At 59.3% G+C, this 18679-nt stretch carries 15 protein-coding genes and 3 pseudogenes; 10 read left to right on the forward strand and 8 right to left on the reverse strand.

From position 1 onward, the window contains the following. Positions 1 to 396: 396 nt before the first annotated feature. Positions 397 to 1188 (forward strand): LuxR family transcriptional regulator, encoded by a 792-nt coding sequence (locus tag NKH22_RS30900; protein ID WP_352912339.1) that lies wholly within the window; start codon positions 397 to 399, stop codon positions 1186 to 1188. Between the two features lie 1097 nt (positions 1189 to 2285). Then, positions 2286 to 3068: a CmcI family methyltransferase gene (locus tag NKH22_RS30905; RefSeq protein ID WP_352912341.1), complete on the forward strand. Its 783-nt coding sequence runs from the start codon at positions 2286 to 2288 to the stop codon at positions 3066 to 3068. A 772-nt stretch (positions 3069 to 3840) separates the two neighbouring features. Here the strand turns inward: NKH22_RS30905 and NKH22_RS30910 are convergent. Further along, a pseudogene (locus NKH22_RS30910) lies at positions 3841 to 4125 on the reverse strand (IS3 family transposase); the annotation flags it as partial. 37 nt (positions 4126 to 4162) lie between these two features. Between NKH22_RS30910 and NKH22_RS30915 the strand changes: the two are divergent. Beyond that, positions 4163 to 5536: an IS30 family transposase gene (locus NKH22_RS30915; RefSeq protein ID WP_352912343.1), complete on the forward strand. Its 1374-nt coding sequence runs from the start codon at positions 4163 to 4165 to the stop codon at positions 5534 to 5536. 40 nt (positions 5537 to 5576) lie between these two features. On the opposite strand, the pseudogene NKH22_RS30920 reads toward NKH22_RS30915, so the two are convergent. The 4 genes and pseudogenes from NKH22_RS30920 to NKH22_RS30935 form a co-directional block, all read right to left on the reverse strand. After that, a pseudogene (locus NKH22_RS30920) lies at positions 5577 to 5765 on the reverse strand (DDE-type integrase/transposase/recombinase); the annotation flags it as partial. A gap of 67 nt (positions 5766 to 5832) precedes the next feature. Continuing rightward, positions 5833 to 6222 (reverse strand): group II intron maturase-specific domain-containing protein, encoded by a 390-nt coding sequence (locus NKH22_RS30925; RefSeq protein WP_352912345.1) that lies wholly within the window; start codon positions 6220 to 6222, stop codon positions 5833 to 5835. Next, the gene (locus tag NKH22_RS30930; RefSeq protein ID WP_352912347.1) at positions 6219 to 6425 is read right to left on the reverse strand and encodes a hypothetical protein; all 207 of its coding nucleotides are present in this window, start codon (positions 6423 to 6425) and stop codon (positions 6219 to 6221) included. The genes NKH22_RS30925 and NKH22_RS30930 overlap by 4 nt, the downstream gene beginning before the upstream one ends. A 148-nt stretch (positions 6426 to 6573) precedes the next feature. Further along, a complete protein-coding gene (locus NKH22_RS30935; RefSeq protein ID WP_502908620.1) occupies positions 6574 to 6891 on the reverse strand; it encodes a reverse transcriptase domain-containing protein in 318 nt (105 codons plus the stop codon). 286 nt (positions 6892 to 7177) lie between these two features. On the opposite strand from NKH22_RS30935, the gene NKH22_RS30940 reads away from it, so the two are divergent. From NKH22_RS30940 to NKH22_RS30950, 3 genes are all read left to right on the forward strand, one after another. Then, positions 7178 to 7336 carry a hypothetical protein gene (locus NKH22_RS30940; protein ID WP_202364472.1) on the forward strand — a complete coding sequence of 53 codons (159 nt, stop codon included), beginning with the start codon at positions 7178 to 7180 and terminating at the stop codon, positions 7334 to 7336. A 236-nt stretch (positions 7337 to 7572) separates the two neighbouring features. Then, positions 7573 to 8007, forward strand: a complete 435-nt coding sequence (locus NKH22_RS30945) for a recombinase family protein (RefSeq protein ID WP_352912351.1) — start codon at positions 7573 to 7575, stop codon at positions 8005 to 8007. 484 nt (positions 8008 to 8491) lie between these two features. Then, positions 8492 to 9217 (forward strand): hypothetical protein, encoded by a 726-nt coding sequence (locus tag NKH22_RS30950; protein ID WP_352912353.1) that lies wholly within the window; start codon positions 8492 to 8494, stop codon positions 9215 to 9217. Here the strand turns inward: NKH22_RS30950 and NKH22_RS30955 are convergent. After that, complete coding sequence (locus tag NKH22_RS30955; protein WP_352912355.1) at positions 9212 to 9676, reverse strand: reverse transcriptase domain-containing protein; 465 nt, start codon at positions 9674 to 9676, stop codon at positions 9212 to 9214. The two genes, NKH22_RS30950 and NKH22_RS30955, sit on opposite strands and share 6 nt — an antisense overlap. Positions 9677 to 10874: 1198 nt before the next feature. Here NKH22_RS30955 and NKH22_RS31625 point away from each other — a divergent pair. Together NKH22_RS31625 and NKH22_RS30970 are read left to right on the forward strand one after the other, a co-directional pair. Then, positions 10875 to 13574: a condensation domain-containing protein gene (locus NKH22_RS31625; RefSeq protein WP_502908621.1), complete on the forward strand. Its 2700-nt coding sequence runs from the start codon at positions 10875 to 10877 to the stop codon at positions 13572 to 13574. Between the two features lie 339 nt (positions 13575 to 13913). Beyond that, a complete protein-coding gene (locus NKH22_RS30970) occupies positions 13914 to 14804 on the forward strand; it encodes a MurR/RpiR family transcriptional regulator (protein ID WP_352912361.1) in 891 nt (296 codons plus the stop codon). A gap of 452 nt (positions 14805 to 15256) precedes the next feature. Here the strand turns inward: NKH22_RS30970 and NKH22_RS31630 are convergent, their stop codons facing one another. Next, on the reverse strand, positions 15257 to 15814 hold the full coding sequence (locus tag NKH22_RS31630; RefSeq protein ID WP_502908622.1) for a site-specific integrase: 558 nt from the start codon (positions 15812 to 15814) through the stop codon (positions 15257 to 15259). After that, complete coding sequence (locus NKH22_RS30985; RefSeq protein WP_352912357.1) at positions 15811 to 17175, reverse strand: tyrosine-type recombinase/integrase; 1365 nt, start codon at positions 17173 to 17175, stop codon at positions 15811 to 15813. Before NKH22_RS30985 ends, NKH22_RS31630 begins: the two co-directional genes overlap by 4 nt. 109 nt (positions 17176 to 17284) lie before the next feature. Between NKH22_RS30985 and NKH22_RS30990 the strand changes: the two are divergent. Together NKH22_RS30990 and NKH22_RS30995 are read left to right on the forward strand one after the other, a co-directional pair. Continuing rightward, a pseudogene (locus NKH22_RS30990) lies at positions 17285 to 17775 on the forward strand (IS21 family transposase); the annotation flags it as partial. Positions 17776 to 17827: 52 nt separating this feature from the next. Next, positions 17828 to 18679: ATP-binding protein (locus tag NKH22_RS30995; protein WP_502908624.1), on the forward strand; the 852-nt coding region annotated here is incomplete at its 3' end.

Consider the following 18679-nt stretch of genomic DNA (forward strand, 5'->3'; position numbering starts at 1 on the left):
AGAAGCGAGTGACCCCCGGCGCGACATGGTCCGGAAAAATATCAGGAGGAGCTTGACCTCAACGACCCCAATCAGAGAAGCCTGCCTAGGCTAGAGAACTCGGGGCAGATCGATACGATCGTTGAGGTCAATCGGCCAAAAGTCGTAAGCGCTTAAAATTCATAACCAAGTTTTTCAGTTTGTTTAAAATTGGAGTAGAAGAGATTTAACACAATATAACTCTATTATCGGCGTTCATATGATAGGGATTTTCAATGCCGTCTTGCTTGTAGAGGTGCTCAGCTACCTCGCAACGAATGCGCAAGTGACAATATCCGACGTAATCCTTGCGGAGGACAGAGACTATGGAACGCCCCGATGACTGCCGTCTCTCAACTTCGAAAGCTGGCAACCTGAGTGTCTGACCAGTTTTCTTCGGTCCCGGCGATGCATTTTCCCGCCTCAGCCCGGGAGGCGTGTGCTGTCGAGCTGGGCCGATTTCTCGACCAGACTGATGGTGTTACTCAATCCAAGCGGCTGTTTGACCTTTTGTCAGCCTTTGCCCTGAATTGTGATTGCCCCTGGATCGCCTATGCTTCTCTTGCAGCGGACCAAAGAATCTTAACGCGGGTCGGACGCGATGCACCGCCGATGCTGAACTATCCTGATGAATGGCAGGAGCGTTATTTCGAAATGGGTTATGACAGGATAGACCCCATCATTAACATGAGTCGAAAACGGGCCGGCGCTTTTCGATGGAGTGAGGTGTATAACGACGCAAGGATAACGGAAGAGGAACGGCGCGTTTTCGACGAAGCTGCTATGTTCGGCTTACGGTCAGGCGTTAGTGTTCCATTGCACGGCCCCGATGGCAGCTTTGCGATCATGAGCTTTGCTCAGCCTTGGGACCGCGAATTGCAGAACAAAGCGATCCCCTACTTCCAATTTGCCGCCGTGCATTTCCATGTGACGGTCGCGAAGTTCGCGAAGTCGGGCGGCGTCGAAGAAGCGCCCGACCTTTCAACGAGGGAAAAAGAGTGTATTCTTTGGATAGCCAGAGGAAAATCGTCGTGGGAGATAGGAAAAATTCTCGGAATATCCGGAAATACTGTGAATTTTCACGTTAAAAGCATAATGCGAAAATTGGATGCCAATAGCAGAACGCTCGCTGCTCTAAAAGCGGTAAACATTGGAATTATCGAATTGTAAAGCAAGCGGTATGAAGAGCATTTAAACTGTTGGGCGGGACTATGAGTTGTAGAGTCGACGTGGAATCAGACTTCCTAAACTGAAAAAATCGCGAGCACCAAGGCAGATTCTGTCTCCGCCGCGGAGATGATTGGGCTCACGACTAATCGAATTGTCGAACAGTTACTCGCGCGACAAAGCAAGGTCGGCCGCCACGATAATGCCGCCGCAGTATAGCGTAATGTCAGGCCGGAAGAAATATCGACATGCGTATTCAGCGCGTCCCGATCGAAATCAAGAACGCCGAGGTATTATGCAGCGCTCCGGACCATGGGAATGCTGTTGCGATCTGCGGCAAATAAAGACTGCTCACCTTTCGAGAGGCACAAGAGGGTCTCTGTTGCCTATTAATAACCGTTTACTTGCGATGGCGTCGACCGCACGACAGCACAGGAAAGGGTTTCCGAGTGCTCACTACCTCAGATTTTCCGTCGCGGGATGGATGTCGCGTATGTATTCATCGCAGAAAGATGGTGATCAGCGCGCTTAAGCTCTTCCAGTGATGCAACTCGGCCACGGGCTGCCAACAGCCCGCACAAGACTCCGAAAGGGCGAGAGCCGGTGTCAGTGTATGGAAGAAGGTTGGACTTTCCGTCGAGAAGAGGACCGCGTGCTCGGCAATCGTCACCAGAGGGGAGACTTCGTTGTCGGTAATCACAACTATCCCGATCCCTTTTTAGCGGGCGGCCTCGGCGGGTTCGAGAGTATGAAGTGACAAGCAGAACATCTTCGGCGCTGGCGCGAATGAGCGCATCGCCGCTTGTGCCGGCCGGACCATCGAGCTGAACGGTCTTTTCCACAAGTAATATCATGACGACCAAGGGTCGTCGACAGCATAAGAAGCGACCAGCACCGTCTTAATACCGGCTTTGTTGCATCATCCATGTCCGATTGATGAAGCCGATGTCCCAAACCCGACAAAGCGCGCCGACCATTCCTGTGGGCGTGCTGGCACCGAGGCGTTTCTCACTCTGGTTATGCGAAGCGCGCACCTCATTCCGCGAGTGGCACGCCGCTTGCTCGGATAAGGAGGCAGACGCAAGTATGGAGATCGACCTATGAAACTCGCTTCCGAACACAAGGCTTTTTGGGACGCCTGTCACAAGAACTACCCCGATCAGATGAGGCCTGGCGGCTTCGGCGGACAACTTCTTGGCCAGAGGACGAATGCCGGAATAAACGCCGTCCTGAATGCTGATCATTCTGACCGTTTTGCAAAGCCATCCGATCGAGATTGGATGTCAGCAATCCACCCATTTCTTGCTGACCAGCGCTCCACAAAAATTGGAGCCTTGGCGATGACTTATAGAGGGCTGATAATTTACAAGACACCTTTTGATCTGGCTCTGTATCCAAGGCTAATTTGGGAACTTCAGCCGAGCACAATTCTAGAGCTGGGCTCAGCTCAGGGCGGCAGCGGACTGTGGTTCGCAGACAAAATGTCAGTGCTTTGTGAGAATCCCGGTGAAGTTCACTCCTTCGATTTGTATACAAAACTTGTGCATGAGAATGCAAGGCAACATCCATTACTTAGCTTTCATCAAATTGACCTTTCTGTCGTCGCCAATTTCGATGAAAACTTTCTAATGAGCCTGCCTCATCCATGGCTTGTGATCGACGATGCCCACGTACAAATATTTTCGGTGTTCTCTTACTTGAACAAATTTCTGGTGTCTGGAGATTACTATGTAATTGAAGACAATCCGGTGTACGCAAATAGAGAAATTATAGATGGCTTCGAGTTGATTGAGAAAGCAGGATTCCTAATCGATACTTATTACACCGACGCGTTTGGGACCAATGTTACTTGTGCTTCAAATGCATGGCTTCGAAAGTCGTAAGCCTGATAGAGTGCCGGGCCTGGAACATCATCGGCCTCATAGTTGCGTGATGCAGTGCGCTCGGCCAGAATCATTGAATGCGCGGCTGCAAGATCGGGCGGCAGTCCGTCAGCGGAATGTCCGATCTCTTGTGTAAGAGGCCTCTGTGAAGGGCGGGATGCGATTTGCGGGGGGGCAGCGCGGTGGCCCCGCAAAGCACGGGCCGAACTGGATGGCAAACTGCCCCATTGCGGCGTCCATTCAACTGGCCGGCGCCAATGATCGTGCGCCGCAGCCATCAAACGACACGAGGCATTGACCCCTTCCGGAGTGCGCCCCCTGAGGGTGGATAGATATCAGCCTGCCGATTTGCCAGTCTGCCGGATGTGTTGATCCTCGAACTGCTGCGGGCTCAGATATCCGAGCGCCGAATGGAGCCTGCATGTGTTGTACAACCGAACGACAAAACACCCACGTTACCGAGGCAACCGACGAGCGGGCGGTTTCGTATCCATGGCATCCCTGGGCTGGCAAGTCAGTCCGCGTTCACAGCATTTTGGAGAAAGCGAACGGCGCGGTTGCTCGATGCGGCAAGGCGGGTCAACACGGCGGCCGCCTTCTGGAGATTCCGGTATGGATGCTCGACGCTGCCGCGTGTTTGGCGATGCGTTTCGCACCGGGTCCTGTGACGGATCTTCGCGCTATCGCCAGCGCTCGGCTTCTCCTTTCGAATGTCAGCGCCCGTCCCACGCCGTGTGAGGATTGGCCTGCTGCCGGTTTTTCGGTCACGAGGTTAAGCTAGCATAGCTTGCTCCTCGAACTCGACGGGGCTCATGTAGCCGAGCGTCGAGTGCCTTCGCCGAGGGTCGTAGAAGCACTCGATGTAATCGAACACGTCCGCCCTCGCGTCATCCCTCGTCCTGTAGACCTTGCGGGCTGTCCGCTCGGGTCTTGAGCGACGAGAAGAAGCTCTCCATCGCCGCATTGTCCCAGACATTGCCCGACCGGCTCATCGAACACGTAATGCCGTGGTCGGCATCAGCCGCTGGAACTGCTCGCTCGTATATTGGGCGGATTCAAGCGGTCGTCGCAACACCTGAACGAAGGAGGTTGCGATGGGCATTGGAAAGCGACGATCACACCGTTCTGGACGGGCGCCGTTGCCGTCACCGGGACGTCCGCCAGTGGCGGGGCGATCTGAACTCCAGCGATTCTGGTTGGGGATAGCGCAGGGGCTGACCAGCGAAGATGCTGCGTTGGCGGCTGGTATGTCGCAGCCTGTTGGAACCAGATTGTTCCGACAGGCGGGCGGCATGGCACCAGCGATGTTCAGGTCTTCCACCAAACCGACGTCAGAGCGATACCTTGCGTTTGCGGAACGTGAGGAGATCGCACTTCTTCGCATTCAGGGCCTTTCGAGACGCGAGATCGGACGCCGACTTGGCCGATCCGCCTCGACCATCTCCCGTGAGCTACGACGCAACGCGGCCGCCCGCAGCGGCGGGTTGGAGTATCGGGCGACGACTGCTCAGTGGCATGCGGATCGATCGGCCCGTCGGCCCAAGCCGACCAAGCTTGCGTTCAACGCAACCTTGCGCACTTATGTGGAGGAGAGACTTGCCGGCGTTGTCGTGGCCCCGAGCGGCGCTCTCGTTCCTGGTCCCACCGTTACGTGGAAGGGCCGCCGGCATGGCCCGCGAAAGGATCGGCGATGGGCCAGGGCCTGGAGCCCGGAGCAGATTGCCCGACGCTTGCCGATCGACTTCCCGGACGACAAGACGATGCGCATCAGCCACGAAGCCATCTATCAGGCCCTCTTCGTTCAGGGCCGTGGAGAGCTGCGCCGCGAGCTGACGGCCTGCTTGCGAACAGGACGTGTATTACGGGTCCCCAGGGCGCGCGTACGTAGGCGAGGCAAGGGCTTTGTCTCACCGGAGATCATGATCAGTCAGCGTCCCGCCGAAGCGGCCGATCGAGCGGTGCCGGGACATTGGGAGGGAGACCTCATCCTCGGTCTTGGCAGCTCGGCGATCGGCACGTTGGTCGAGCGCACGACGCGCTTCACGATGCTACTGCATCTTCCCCGGCTCGTGGGGCATGGCGAAGCTCCGCGCACGAAGAACGGACCTGCGCTCGCGGGACATGGAGCCGAGGCCGTGCGTGACGCGATTACGCGCACCATCATCACCTTGCCTGAAGAACTACGCCGTTCGCTGACCTGGGATCAGGGAGCCGAAATGGCTCAGCACGATCGTCTCAAAGTCGACGCGGGTGTCCAAGTCTACTTCTGCGATCCACAAAGTCCCTGGCAGCGCGGCACCAATGAGAACACCAACGGGCTGCTGCGTCAGTACTTCCCGAAAGGCACCGACCTGAGCATTCACAGCGCCGACGAGATCGCCGCCGTGGCAGCGGCCCTCAATGCGCGGCCGAGAAAGACCCTGGGTTGGAAAACGCCGGCAGAAGCGCTTGACGAGTTGCTGTCGTGAGTGAACACAATCAGTGTTGCGACGACCGGTTGAATCCGCCTTGGCTGCCCTGATCAGAATGGTGCAGCAGGCTGTCGGGCTTGCCTCTCCTCCAGATCGCCATGATGATCGCGTCGGTGACGAGTTGGGCTGTCATCTCGGCCTTCATCGCCCAGCCGACGACACGCCGGGAGAACAGGTCGACCACGGCGGCAACGTAAAGCCAGCCTTCTGCGGTCCAGAGTGGAGTAAGAAGCGCAAATGCGCTTCTCCTCCCCGAACCGTACTTGCACCTTTCAGCGCATACGGCTCTCTATTCAAGCTTGGCCCATGGCCATAGCAACATCATGATAGTTCGACGTGACGGTACTGCGGTTTTCGATCCGGAAGATGTATGGGTTCTCCGCCGGATTACGCCACCGGAATTGCGCCTTTGGGCTTGAGACAAGCCGTAGCAGCGCTTTGCCGACGGGTCCGCCGCGTTCATTCCGACCAAACACGAGCCAAGTTTTCGCCTTGCCCGGTTCCGGGACTCGGTACCATTTCCGCATCAAGGGTTTGATGCGGGACCGGTATTTGTGTCCCAGCCAATGCGCCATTTTCCAGAACACGACATGGTCGATGCGCCGGAATACGTCCGCCGTGAAGTCGGTGAACTTGTAGAACGCCGCCCATCCCACCAACTGGCGGTTCAGGCTGGCGATCATATCAACCGTGCTGACACTATGATTGCCGGTAGGGTTTCAGTGAGTTTGCGAACAAACCCCTTGGCCTTTTCCTTGGGTATCGTCGTGACGACGGACATACGTCCGTGCGCCCCACACTTGCGAATGATCCGGTGCCCCAGAAAGACGAAGCCGTCATTGACGTGAGTGACATGGGTCTTTTCCATGTTCAGCGTCAGCTTCAACTCACCTTCCAGAAACGCCCGGCATCCCTCGCGGATTTCCTCTGCCTGAGCCTTGGTTCCTTTTCACGACAAAATCGTCAGCGTATCGGCAATAGGCGACGGCCGGTTTCCATTGCCGGTTCTCTCGAACCGTAATGGGGCGGCCCTGCTAGATGCCGAAGTTCCATGCCCACCGGTCCTTGCGGGCCTTGTCGCTCAGATATTTCGCCTCCAACCAGGCATCAAACTCATGGAGCATGATGTTGGAAAGGAGCGGTGACAGTACGCCGCCTTGCGGAACACCCTCGCTGGAGGCCGTGAACAGGCCACGATCAATGTGCCCTGCCTTCAGGAACCGCCAGAGAAGATCGACGAAACGCCCGTCCTGCACCCGTCGCCGCACACATTTGAGAAGCAGCCGGTGATGGACCGTATCAAAAGAAACATCTCCAGACTGCCCATCACCAGGACCTTCCCGCCTCGGCAACGATCATGCGGGAGGGCCACGCCTTTGAAGGGCGGCCTCTGGCCGTAATTCAGCTGACTCAAACGCCGCGGCGAGCCAATGCTGCTTGTAGAAATGCCGGACGGCAGCCGGACCTACATTCCCGTCGCGTGGACGTATCTCGGGGGCATGGGTGGTGATTCCACAGCCTCGCCGGCAAATCACTCCAGCATTGGACGGCTTTCAGACCTTCTGCATCTGCGCCTTCTGACCGACGCTCTTCTTGAGCGGCGCGGCGAGTCGCCGCCCGATGACAAGGAGGAGCGACATGCAACTGAAGCTGAGATTCGCCGAGGAAGACCGCAAGCGGCCTCCCGACCCACCCGCCTGGGAGACGCTGGACGCCGAGGCGCGGGCGGAGGCGTTGCGCCGGCTCGCCCTCGTGATCGCGCGCATGCTGACAGTGAGGGAGGCCGGTCATGACTGAACACAGCAAGATCACCGCCGGTCACCAGGCCCGGCTGGCTGTCGTCTACCTGCGCCAGTCGAGCGCGTCGCAGGTGGAGAACAACCGTGAATCGACCGAGCGACAATACGCGCTGGCCGAGCGGGCGCGCGAGCTGGGTTGGCCGGACGAGCGTGTCCTGGTCATCGACGAGGACCTCGGCCTGTCCGGCTCCGGCAGCGTCATGCGCGCCGGCTTTGCCCGGCTGACCAGCGACGGTGGCGCTGGCCCGGGTCGGCATCGTGCTTGGCCTGGAGGTTTCGCGGCTGGCGCGCAACAATGCCGACTGGCACCGGCTGATCGAGTTGGCGGGGCTGACCGATACGCTGATTGGCGATGCCGACGGCCTCTACCACCCGGCCCTGTTCAACGATAGGCTTTTGCTCGGGTTGAAAGGCGCCATGAGCGAGGCCGAATTGCACGTCCTGCGCGCCCGCCTCAATGGCGGCATCCGCAACAAGGCAGCGCGGGGCGAATTGCGCCGCGGCCTACCGATCGGCTTCGTCTGGGGCGAGGCGGACGGCGAGATCCTGATCCATCCCGACGAGGCCGTCGCCCATGCCATCCGCACCGTCTTTGCCCGCTTTGCCGAGCTCGGCTCGGCGCGCCGCGTGTGGCTGTGGTTCCGGGGTGAAGTTCCCACTGTGGCTTAATGCACGCACAGAGCTGCGCTGGGGCGAGGCCAGCTACCACGCCGTTCACAGCGTGCTTGCCAATCGGTCTATGCGGCCGCCTATGTCTATGGCAAGAATCGCCGAGAGACGGTGCTCGACGAAACCGGTGCGCGGTGCAAGCGGTACGCAAGCTGCCGATGGAAGACTGGCAAGTGCTGATCAAGGACCACCACGCTCGAAGCGGCCGAGCGGCTGGAAAACGATCGCGAGGCGGTACTCAAGCAGTGGCGGCTCGACGTGGAGCGTGCCGCCTTCGCCGTCAACCGCGCCGAGCGCCGCTATCGCGCCGTCGATCCCGACAATCGCCTGGTGGCCCGCGGGCTCGAGCAGGAGTGGGAGGAGGCGCTGCGCGCACTGAAGGCGGCAAAGGCGGAACTGGCGCGGCGCGAGGAGCAGCGTCCGCGAGTCCTGTCGGCCACGGAGCGGAAAAGCTGCTTGCCCTCGGCGCCGATCTGGCGAGCGTTTGGCACGCGCCCACCACCACGCCGCGTGCCGCAAGGAATTGCTGCGCACGCTCATCGAGGAGGTCACCCTCCATGTCGATCGCGACGAGGCGGCGGCGCATCTGGTGCTGCGCTGGAAGGGCGACGCTACGAGCCGCCTCACCGTCGCCTTGCCGCGCTCGCGACCAGCGACGGTTCGTACCAACGAGGATACGCTGGCGCTGCTGCGGCGACTGGCACCGCATTACCCTGACGCCGTCATCGCGGGCATCCTCAACCGCCAGGGCCGTCGAACGGCGTACGGCCACCGGTTCGACGCCAACCGCGTCGGAAACCTGCGCCGACACTGGAAGATCCCCGTCTGCACGGCCAAGCCACCGGCCGCCGGCGGCGACATCGTCACCGTCCGTCAGGTCGCCGCTGCCCTCGGCGTGGCCCCGTCGACGCTCCACCGCCACATCAACGGCCTCATTCAGGGCGAACAGATCACACCCGGCGCGCCCTGGCGCATTCGCCTGACGGCGGAACTCAAGGCCCGCTTCCTCGCCACACCCGGCGACGGCTTTGAACCGATCCGCGACGCCGTAGAGACCCTCGGACTTTCCCGCCAAAGCCTGTTGCAGCGGATCAAGCGTGGCGAACTGGACGCCGTCCATATCGTTCGCGGACAGAGAAAAGGTTTATGGATCAATAAATCACAATCCCACCCTCTTCGAACACACTTCATGAACCAGGGGGCATTATGACAATGGATCCAAGTAGCCCTTGATGTCGCCCTCGATGACCCATGGATACGGCATCCAACTCCGCCGGGTGTCCCTATCGCGTTTATGCGGGAGGGCAGCCCGTCGGATATACTCCAAGGCGCCGTGCGTGCTCCGTCCGGGCCTGAACCCATAGGAGACATGCCAGAACTGCGCCTCGAAGATTGGCTCCAGGAGTGTCTTGACCGCGCCTTGGACGACGCGATCCTTGACCGTGGGAATGCCCAGGGGTCGGAATTGCCCTGGTTTGCCGGCCTTGGGGATGAGCTTGCGCCGCGCGGGACTTGGTCGGTATGCGCCAGAGCGCAGTTCCGCCTGAGGCCCTTCGAGGAAGCGTTGCTCACCGATCCTGTTCCGGATGCGGCCCACGGTCACCCCGTCGATCCCGGCTGTGCGTCCGCCTCTGTTCGAGGCTACGCGTCGCCAGGCGTGACGCAGCATTCGCAGGTCGGTTACCCAACCCCATATCCCGCCACGCGTCTTCGGGATTTGCCTTGCTCCACTGGTAGAGTTTGCGCTGAATGCCGAGTACCCAAGCCTCGTCGGCCCGGTGATCCATGTCCACAGATCACTCCTCCGTCATGCAAGTCTACCGTCTTCCTGCTTCCCTTCGCCCTGCGCGCGGCTTTCCCGCGCTCCGACTACTACGGAAGCTCCGCCCTCGGTGTCGTCCATCTCCGGCCGTCGCGGCGAGCCCAGTTCCGTACTGGGCAGACGATCCGAGTTCCCGTGTTCCGATTTCCAACCTTGATGCCCGTAGGCGGCGAGCTTTACCCCAGGCGATGCGGAAGACAGGGCAATGAGAGCTTCCCCCGTCTCGAGCGTGTTGTCCGCGCCCCGCAGTGAAGATAGACGAGCCCTACCGCGTCTGATCGCTTCTTGCCTCCCATGTCATCGCACAACTTGGAGGCGTTACCGGTTGAATCCGGGGCTTCCGGCGCTCACTTCGTTATCTCGCCATAGACATTGTGGTAGCCCGGCCTGCGGTCGATGATCCGCACCCGGTACAGTTCAGGCCGATCTGCTTATTACACCCAACCAGCGACGCCCGGTCGAGCTTTTCGGCCCCCTTCCGCCCGCTGCTCCTGCAGGCGGGGCGGCATTGCAGCCGCCGGTCGAAAATCAGCAAGCTTGAGAGGTGGCAATTCCATGTTCACCTCCCGCGCCATCACGGCGCACCATCCAGTCCGACATATTGCTTCACTGCGGCCTCCTTGATCTCAATGGTCGGCGGCTTTTGCCGTCAGCCAAGTCTTCGTTCAAAGGCGCGACGACAGCAATTACGTCATCGTTTCCAAAATTTTGCACGCCGATTCACATACCGTCTTTCTTCGGGTCGCGCGCCGGCCTACGCGGGGAGCTCGGCCAACTGGCCCCATGCATTAAAAATCTCTCGGGCATGCGACGGTCGTCATTCGACGTTCGTGTCCCCCGTTTTCAGCCGTGTCCGGTTGAAGACGTCTATGTTCGAAACCTGACACATTGAGGCGCAAATAATCCGCCGTTGCGGCGCGAAACACATGGTTTTGCCCCTCGTGCTCGCACAACCTTTTCGGTGGCACGCCGATTGCAAGGGACACGGTGAGGCATCCGTTAGGACTACCATAGCGGTCACGCGGTCTCCAGCCGAGGGGTCTACATGAAAGTTGCTCGAACGATCCAAATCAACGCGATCGACGCTGCACCATTGAGTGCGGTCCCGCCATTTCAAGCTTCGCCGCTTCCGGCGCGGGTCCCGCTGTCATTCCCCCAGCAGCGGCTTTGGGTCCTTTCGCATCTGGCGGACGGCAACGAGGTCTGTCACATCCAGAAGGGGCTTCGGCTTCGCGGCAAGCTGGACGAGGCGGTCCTGCAGTCGGCCTTGGACCGGTTGGTGGCGCGTCATGAGGTCCTGCGCACCACCTTCGGAGTGGAGGACGGCGAGCCGGTCCAGCGGATCGGACCGGCGGATATCGGCCAGCCGCTGAAACGAGACGATCTGACGGCGACGGATCTGGAGGCGACACTCGCAGATCTGATGCGCCATGACGCGCAGGCGACGTTCGACCTGGAAGGCGGGCCGCTGATCCGCACACGACTGGCGCGCTTAGCGGTGGACGACCGCATGCTGCTGATCACGACGCACCGCATCATCTCGGACGACTGGTCGCAGAAGATCCTGACGCGCGAACTCAGCGAGCTCTACGCTGCGGCCCGGGAGGGTCTCGCGGATCGGCTGCCGCCGTTGCCGATGCAGTATGCGGACTACGCGGTTTGGCAGCGCCGTTGGCTGGCAGGCAAGGTGCTGAAACGTCAATCGGAATACTGGCTCCGCGTGCTGGCTAGCGCGCCAACGGTGCTGAAGCTGCCGACGGACCGGCCGCGGCCAGCGCAGCGGGACTACAGCGGCAGCTACGTCGAGTTCGCGTTGCACGAGCCGCTGACCGCGCAACTCAAGGCGCTGAGCCGACTTCATAGAACGACGCTGTTTGTGACTCTGCTGGCGGGCTGGGCGCTCGTGTTGGCGCGGTTGTCGGGTCAGGACGAGCTGGTGATCGGCACGCCGAGCGCCAACAGCACACGCTCCGAGATTCAGAGGCTGATCGGCCTTTTCGTCAACACCCTGGCGCTGCGGATCGATCTGTCGGGCGATCCGACGGTGGCGACATTGCTGGAGCGGGTGAATGCCGCCGCGCTTGGAGCGCAAGAAAACCAGGACCTGCCGTTTGAGCAAGTGGTGGAACTCGTCAATCCGCCCCGCGCCTTGGCTCACAGCCCGATCTTCCAGGTTGTACTTGCATGGCAAAACAACGGCGCGGAGACCATCACCGGGCTGCCACGGTTTGAGCTTGAGCACGTCGCCTTTGACGACAGCGTCGCGCGACATGACCTTGCGCTTGAGCTTGCTGAGGTCGGCGATGCCATTCATGGAAGGCTGATCTACGCGACATCGCTATTTGAGCGGAGCACGGTCGAGCGGCTTACGAGCCATTTGCAGCAGGCGCTAAGCCAGATGGCGGCCGCCCCCGGGCAGCGGGTTTGGTCGCTGCCGCTTCGATTGGCGGAGGAACATCACCGTCTTCTGGTACAATCGAACCCGACGGAAGCGGACTACCCGCCGAACCGCTCCATTCATAAGCTATTTGAGGCGCAGGCGGCTCGGGATCCGGAGACGATCGCGGTCATCTGCAAAGACCAAGGCCTTAGCTGTCGCGAGCCGAACGCGAGGGCGACTTCTACGGCGTCTCGCGTTTGTCCGCATCAATCACCACCCACAAACTCGGGCCCGCGGCTCCAGACTGCGGTCATTAATTTCATCGAGGGAACGCGCGTCGTTACCGAAGGTGAACTCCAAGCCAATAGCATCACGCGTTATCGCGTCACAAAATCCTATCGGGAACAGATCACTACCAGTGGTTACTACGACCAGCTTAAATACATCGTCGAGCCTTCATTCGAGGAGTTCGACAGTCCCGGCAATCTGGATACGAGCGGCGAGCATGATAATACGGTCGTGCCCGGATTTCAGCACAAGTACGCCCAGACCGGGCTGATGCTGGTAACGGACCGTTGCGCTTCTTATTGCCGCTATTGTTTTCGCAAACGCATTGTCGGCAAAAATTCCGATGAAATCGCAGCTAATTTCGCTCAGATTGCACAATATATCGTGGGTCATCCTGAGATGACGAATGTGCTGCTATCGGGAGGCGACCCGTTCATGCTCAGCACCGCTCGGCTCGACAAAATTCTTGATCATCTACTGCCGATCCCACATTTGGATTCAATCCGATTCGGTACAAAAGCAGTCGCCTACAGGCCTAAGCGGTTCGAAGATCCCGCTCTCCCTGGCTTGTTCCAACGGATACAGGAAGCGGGCAAAGCCGCAGTGATCGTCACACATTTCGATCACATCGGGGAAATCTCCGCCGATGCGGAGCACACTATTCGCTTCTTGCGCACACAAGGCGTGCAGTTCCTCAACCAGTCGGTACTTCTCGCGAAAGTCAACGATGATCCCGAGATATTGGCTACGACCTTCGCCAGGTGTCACCAAATGGGAGTCCGTCCTTATTATCTCTTTCAGGGAAGACCGGTGAAAGGAGCATCTCATTTTCAGGTTCCACTGTCCCGCGGACTAGAGATAACGCGCAGCATCACCAAACGTCTTAGCGGCATTCAAAAGACATTCAAATACATCATGTCCCATTATACCGGGAAGATCGAGATCCTCGACCTTGGAGCCGATGGACGCGTGTATATGCGATATCATCAAAACAAGGATCCGGAAAAGATCGGAAAGATCTTTTCCCGGCCGCACCGCGAAGGCGCCTGCTGGTTGGACGATTTGCCCGAAGGATGAGATCAAAAGGCGCGCAATGCTGATTAGCGACACAGAGTGAGCGGAAGTACAAAGGCCTTGGCGGCAGCCAAACGCTTTCTTCAGAAGGCGCTTACGCTCCATAGCCTCCGGGATCGGCTACGACGGGCGCTGAAACCGATCCGCATTCGCACCAGCAAAGTGAGCATCGGACGCATAAGCGCCGGTGCGACCAATGCTGGGTTTTCAAGACCTTCCAAACCGCGATCGCCAGTACCCTCGCTCGGAACGTAGTTCAAGGCAATCGCCGTCTGAATTGTGTCCATGACGGCGTGCAGCGTGGCAAATCCAGAATTTGCAACACAACTAGGTGGCATGCCTATGGAACAAGGCCCGCTCAGGGAGACAATCCTCAACGCTTTCGACGGAATGTCGGAGCAAATGCAGAACGCTGCGCGCTTCGTGCTCAACAGGCCTCGTGATGTCGCTCTGCTTTCCATGCGCAAACAGGCGCGGCAGGCAGGCGTACAACCTTCAACAATGACGCGTCTTGCAAAGCATCTTGGCCTAGGGGGGTTCGACGATATCCGAAACATGTATGCTGAAGCCTTGCGGGATGCAGCGGCTGGATTTCCTGGCAGGATAGGAAAACCGGTTGCAAAGCAGAAGCTGAAGGGTGACCATGCGCTTGCTGCAGAGATGCTCAAGTCAATCGCAAGGCAGGTCACACAGCTTGCGGAGCCTCGATCCCTCGACCGCGTGGTGACAGCAGCAGTATCGCTGGCTAAAGCCCGCAGGATCTACTGCCTTGGACTGCGCTCGAGTCACGCCGTAGCCTGGCAGTTACAATATATTCTCAGGCTTGTTGGCGAGAAATCGGTGTTTCTCGACGGCATTGCGGGCATGGGGAGCGACGCTATCGGAGGCGCTTGTAAGGGTGATGTCCTACTTGTCGCAAGTGTCTACTCCTACGCGCGGGCGACCGTTGAATTAGCGAAGTTCGCGAAATCTCGGGGAATCTCAGTTGTTGCTATAACCGATAGCGAGGTCGCCCCATTGGCGCTGATTGCAGAAACCACCGTCGTGGTTTCGACCGATAGTCCATCGTTCTTTCATACGATGACCCCTGCCTTTGCAATCGCCGAGGTTCTAGGGGCTTTGATTGCAGGTCATGGTGGTGACGAAGCACTGGAAGCCATTGAGCGCTTCCATAAACAACTTGCAGCGCTCAACATCCATTTAAAGCCTTGCATTTACAAGAGACGGCTATGACCTATAGCCTCCATCGCGCCATTCATGCCAAGCTTCCGGTCGCCTGGGCAGCTCCGGTATCGAGATTAGGTGCAGACAGCAGACGCTATTATCGATGCATCCGCAGAAAACGACCGTCCGTATCTCGGCCTCGGACGCGCTCGGCTGATTGAGGCACTCCATACCTAGTTACTTTCCATGCATAAACGAGCGCATCTTCGCCCTTGCAGGCGACTTATATTTAGCCAAACAATCCATTGGAGGCATTGTTGGGCCTATTTTTGCCGCAGGGCCGGGTGATCGTAAGCTTGCGGCCTCAGGAACGCAGAATAGTCCTGCCTTGGTCCCGGACGTCTTGGTCTATAGCCGTGCCGAAGGCCAGCCTCCGATCGCTCATCTCGCAGGCTTCGCCGGCATATGCTCAGCTGAGCCTATTCCGGTTAATCGCGAGGTGGCGGTAATGTGAAGGAATGTCACCGGATCGTATCCCCACGGTGACGGCCGCCTTGCCGAGGTAGGCTGAAGGCTGCAAGTCCTAGTGCAAGCACTAGGAGTAGCCCTATGACGATCGAGGTGATCACATCGGTCGAGCGGCGTCGGCGCTGGTCTCGCGAGGAGAAGGAGCGGCTGGTCGCGGCGACGTTTGAGCCTGGAGCCAGCGTTTCGGAGATCGGCGCCCGCTTGACCGGGATGTGAAGGATTTCCACGCACTGAGCGATCGATGCGGGGTCCTTCGTCGCGACGAAGTTGAAGAAGCTGCGGATCGCGGCAAGCCTGCAGTTGCGCGTGCCGATCGCGCCGCCGCCGTCGTGCTCGGCGTGACCGAGGAAGGCAGCCACCTCGCCGGCGCTCAGATCAGCCAGCTTGATCACCGCCACCTTCTTTTCCGTGCGCTGTGCGACGAACCGCAGGAACAGTCGCCAAGTGTCACGATAGGATCGGACCGTGTGGATAGATGCGTTGCGCTGCTCGACGAGCCATTCGTAGAAGAACGCACGCATCAGATCCGGAAACGCGTTCGCCTTGCTCATGGCCGCACCTCCTGCCCCAGATCGAGGCATGGGACGCCCACCGCCCGGAACCGCTCGCTGGCGTGATGAAGCAGGTCCTGTGTAACGGTGATGTAGATAAGGGTGGAGTGGATATCCTTATGGCCAAGATGTGTCGCGAGGAACGGCAGCCGGTCTTGCGGATTGATGCCCGAGCGGTACCGTTCGAGGATACGGTGCACGACCATCGAGTGACGAAGGTCATGAAGACGGGGACCCGTTCGCCCTTCTGGCGGCTTCAACCCCGCTCGACGGATCACGTCGACGAGCAACAAGGCGATGACCTGCTTTGTGTAGCGGGCGTTGCGCCCCTCGTGCCAGAACAGGGCGGAGTGCGGGTCCTGCGGTGCACCGGCCTGCCGCCGCGCATCGAGATAAGCCCGTAGCTCGGCGATCACGCTGTCGGGCAACGGCAGGATTCTCGACTTGTAGAATTTGGTTTGCCGGATTGTGATCGAGCCGGCGTGGAAGTCGACGTCACCAAGATCGAGACGGGCAAGTTCGCCACGTCGAAGCCCTGCGCAATAGGGCAGTAGAAGCATGGTATGGAGGCTCGATGCGCGCAGCCGGGCCCGTTGCGAAGGATAGGAACGGACAATATCGAGCATCTGACGTATGTCGGTTGGCGTATAGATGTAAGGCTGGCGCCACTGTTGCGCTAATTCCTTCTGCGGTCGCGGGTCTGGGCGGCGCGGCTGGAGTGATGGATCGTTGTGGCGCAGGACCCTCGCAAGGATCCGCTTCAGTCGCTCACATTCCGCAGCGTGATTGAGTGTCGTTTTCGCCTTCGTCCAATGCTCCAGCATCACCTCGATCGGTTCATCCTGCAGCGCAGGATTCAACTGCAGGAACCGATCGAACCGCAAGAACCACGCGGGCTGCGAGGTGTATTTGTATCCCCGGTTGCGCATCAGCGCGACATGCTCGGCCATGATCCCGCCCAGCGTGCTGCCGAACGGCTTCGGCTGGCGGAGTTCGGCCAGGGCCTGTTCGGGGTCATGCGACGCCAGTGCGCGCCAGACCTGCCGACGTCGCTTGATATTGCATGCCTCGCACAAGGCGGCGACGGGATTGCGCTCGATCGCTCCGGTTTTCGAAAGATGATCGAGGAACCGATCGATGATGCGGGTGCGGTTCAGCAGCGTCGTCGGCATCCAATGGTCAGACAATGTCTGCAGCCAGGTCACCAGAACATCCTTGCCGAGTTCGGCATGGTCTTCAGCGACGTCCTGGAAGCTGTTCAGCACCTGCTTGTAATAGGCACAGCTCTCGGCGCGGCGCAGGCCAAGGCCTTCCAGATAGCGCGCGATCAACAGCCGTTCGGGATCAGGCCATGTTGTCATGACAGCACCTCCGCTTCCGGCACGTCGAGTGCGATTGTCGCGCGAAATGAAAACTGACCCCCCTAGCGAAGCGAAGAACTGACCCCTCGTATCAAACGAGGAGTGATGGATGACGATCGAGATTTCAGCGCATCCTGCATCGCGAACGATGCAGGGCGGGGATATGCTTCAGGCTGATGAGGTGGTGGCAATGTTGCGGCTGCACGAGCTTGGTTGGGGTGCCAAACGCCTATCCAAGGAATTTGGATGCGCGCGTAATACGGTTCGCCGATATCTCCGAGAGGGCGGAGCTTCACCGTTTAAACAGCCTGCCCGGCGCAGTGCGTTCGACGGGCTTGATGATTGGCTTCGAGAGCGTTTTTTCCGGCATGACGGTAATGCGGATGTGATCCGCCAAGAGTTGGCGAGCGAGCACGGAATTATCATCGGTCTGCGAGTTCGGCAGTGGCGGCGAGAGCTAAAGGCACAGAAGCGGGCGACGGTCCGCTTCGAAACGGCGCCGGGCCATCAGATGCAGATCGACTTCGGTGACAGCTGTGGATCGGCGGCGAGCGGGTTCGGGTTCACCTGTTCGTTGGGAAGCTGGGTTATTCGCGGCGTAAAGAACCCATCGAGATCGCTCCCGCTGTCTTGCTGCGGCCGCTTGCCGAATATGAGGCGGTGTCGGAGGAGGCTGGTGATGACGAACGTGGATCATGACGTGCTGATCGCAGCGCTCGACCGGCTGAAACTGACGGCGATCCGCGACCAGCTCGACACGTTGCTGGACGAGGCAGCGCGTTCGAAGATGACATTGCGTGAGGCTCTCGCCTTCCTGGTGTCGCGCGAGATCGCGCGGCGCGACGAGCGGCGGATATCGATGTCGAGCAAGCTGGCGCAGTTCCCGTTCGTGCGCGAGCTGGGCGGCTTCGACTTCGAGGCGCAGCCCTCGTTGGATCAGGGACAGATCAGAGACCTTTCGACCTGCCGCTGGATCGCTCACGGCGACACCGTGCTATTCCTTGGACCGCCAGGGACAGGCAAGACGCACCTGGCTGTGAGTCTCGGCCGCGAGGCCATCCCCCAGAATTACAACGTCCAGTTCGTCACGGCGGCCACCTTGGTGGCGATGCTGGCAAAGGCTCACAACGACGGCTCGCTCGACAAGCAGTTGACGATCCTGTCGCGGCCGAAATTGCTGATCATCGACGAGCTGGGTTTACCTACCCTTCGAGGCCAATGCGGCCCACCTGTTCTTCCAACTGGTGTCCCGGCGCTACGAGAAGGGCTCGATCCTGATCACCTCAAATCGCTCGTGGGCGAATGGGGAAGTGTTTTTGGGGACCCTGTCGTCGCCACGGCGATATTGGACCGCCTGCTTCACCACTCGACGGTGATCACCATCCGGGGTGACAGCTACCGGCTCCGCGAAAAGCGCCCCCCCCCCCCGCTAAAAAACAACACAACGGCCCCCCCAACCCCCCCACACAACAACCCAAAAAACGCTGCAGAGCAAATAAAAATT

Source organism: Mesorhizobium sp. M1252 (assembly GCF_040318265.1).
Lineage (GTDB): Bacteria > Pseudomonadota > Alphaproteobacteria > Rhizobiales > Rhizobiaceae > Mesorhizobium.

Coding starts and splice junctions, on each gene's coding strand:
- NKH22_RS30905 (WP_352912341.1), top strand. CDS start 2,286: ATGAAACTCGCTTCCGAACACAAGGCTTTTTGGGACGCCTGTCACAAG.
- NKH22_RS30915 (WP_352912343.1), top strand. CDS start 4,163: ATGGGCATTGGAAAGCGACGATCACACCGTTCTGGACGGGCGCCGTTG.
- NKH22_RS30925 (WP_352912345.1), bottom strand. CDS start 6,222: ATGATCGCCAGCCTGAACCGCCAGTTGGTGGGATGGGCGGCGTTCTAC.
- NKH22_RS30940 (WP_202364472.1), top strand. CDS start 7,178: ATGCAACTGAAGCTGAGATTCGCCGAGGAAGACCGCAAGCGGCCTCCC.
- NKH22_RS30955 (WP_352912355.1), bottom strand. CDS start 9,676: ATGCTGCGTCACGCCTGGCGACGCGTAGCCTCGAACAGAGGCGGACGC.
- NKH22_RS31625 (WP_502908621.1), top strand. CDS start 10,875: ATGAAAGTTGCTCGAACGATCCAAATCAACGCGATCGACGCTGCACCA.
- NKH22_RS30970 (WP_352912361.1), top strand. CDS start 13,914: ATGGAACAAGGCCCGCTCAGGGAGACAATCCTCAACGCTTTCGACGGA.
- NKH22_RS31630 (WP_502908622.1), bottom strand. CDS start 15,814: ATGAGCAAGGCGAACGCGTTTCCGGATCTGATGCGTGCGTTCTTCTAC.
- NKH22_RS30985 (WP_352912357.1), bottom strand. CDS start 17,175: ATGACAACATGGCCTGATCCCGAACGGCTGTTGATCGCGCGCTATCTG.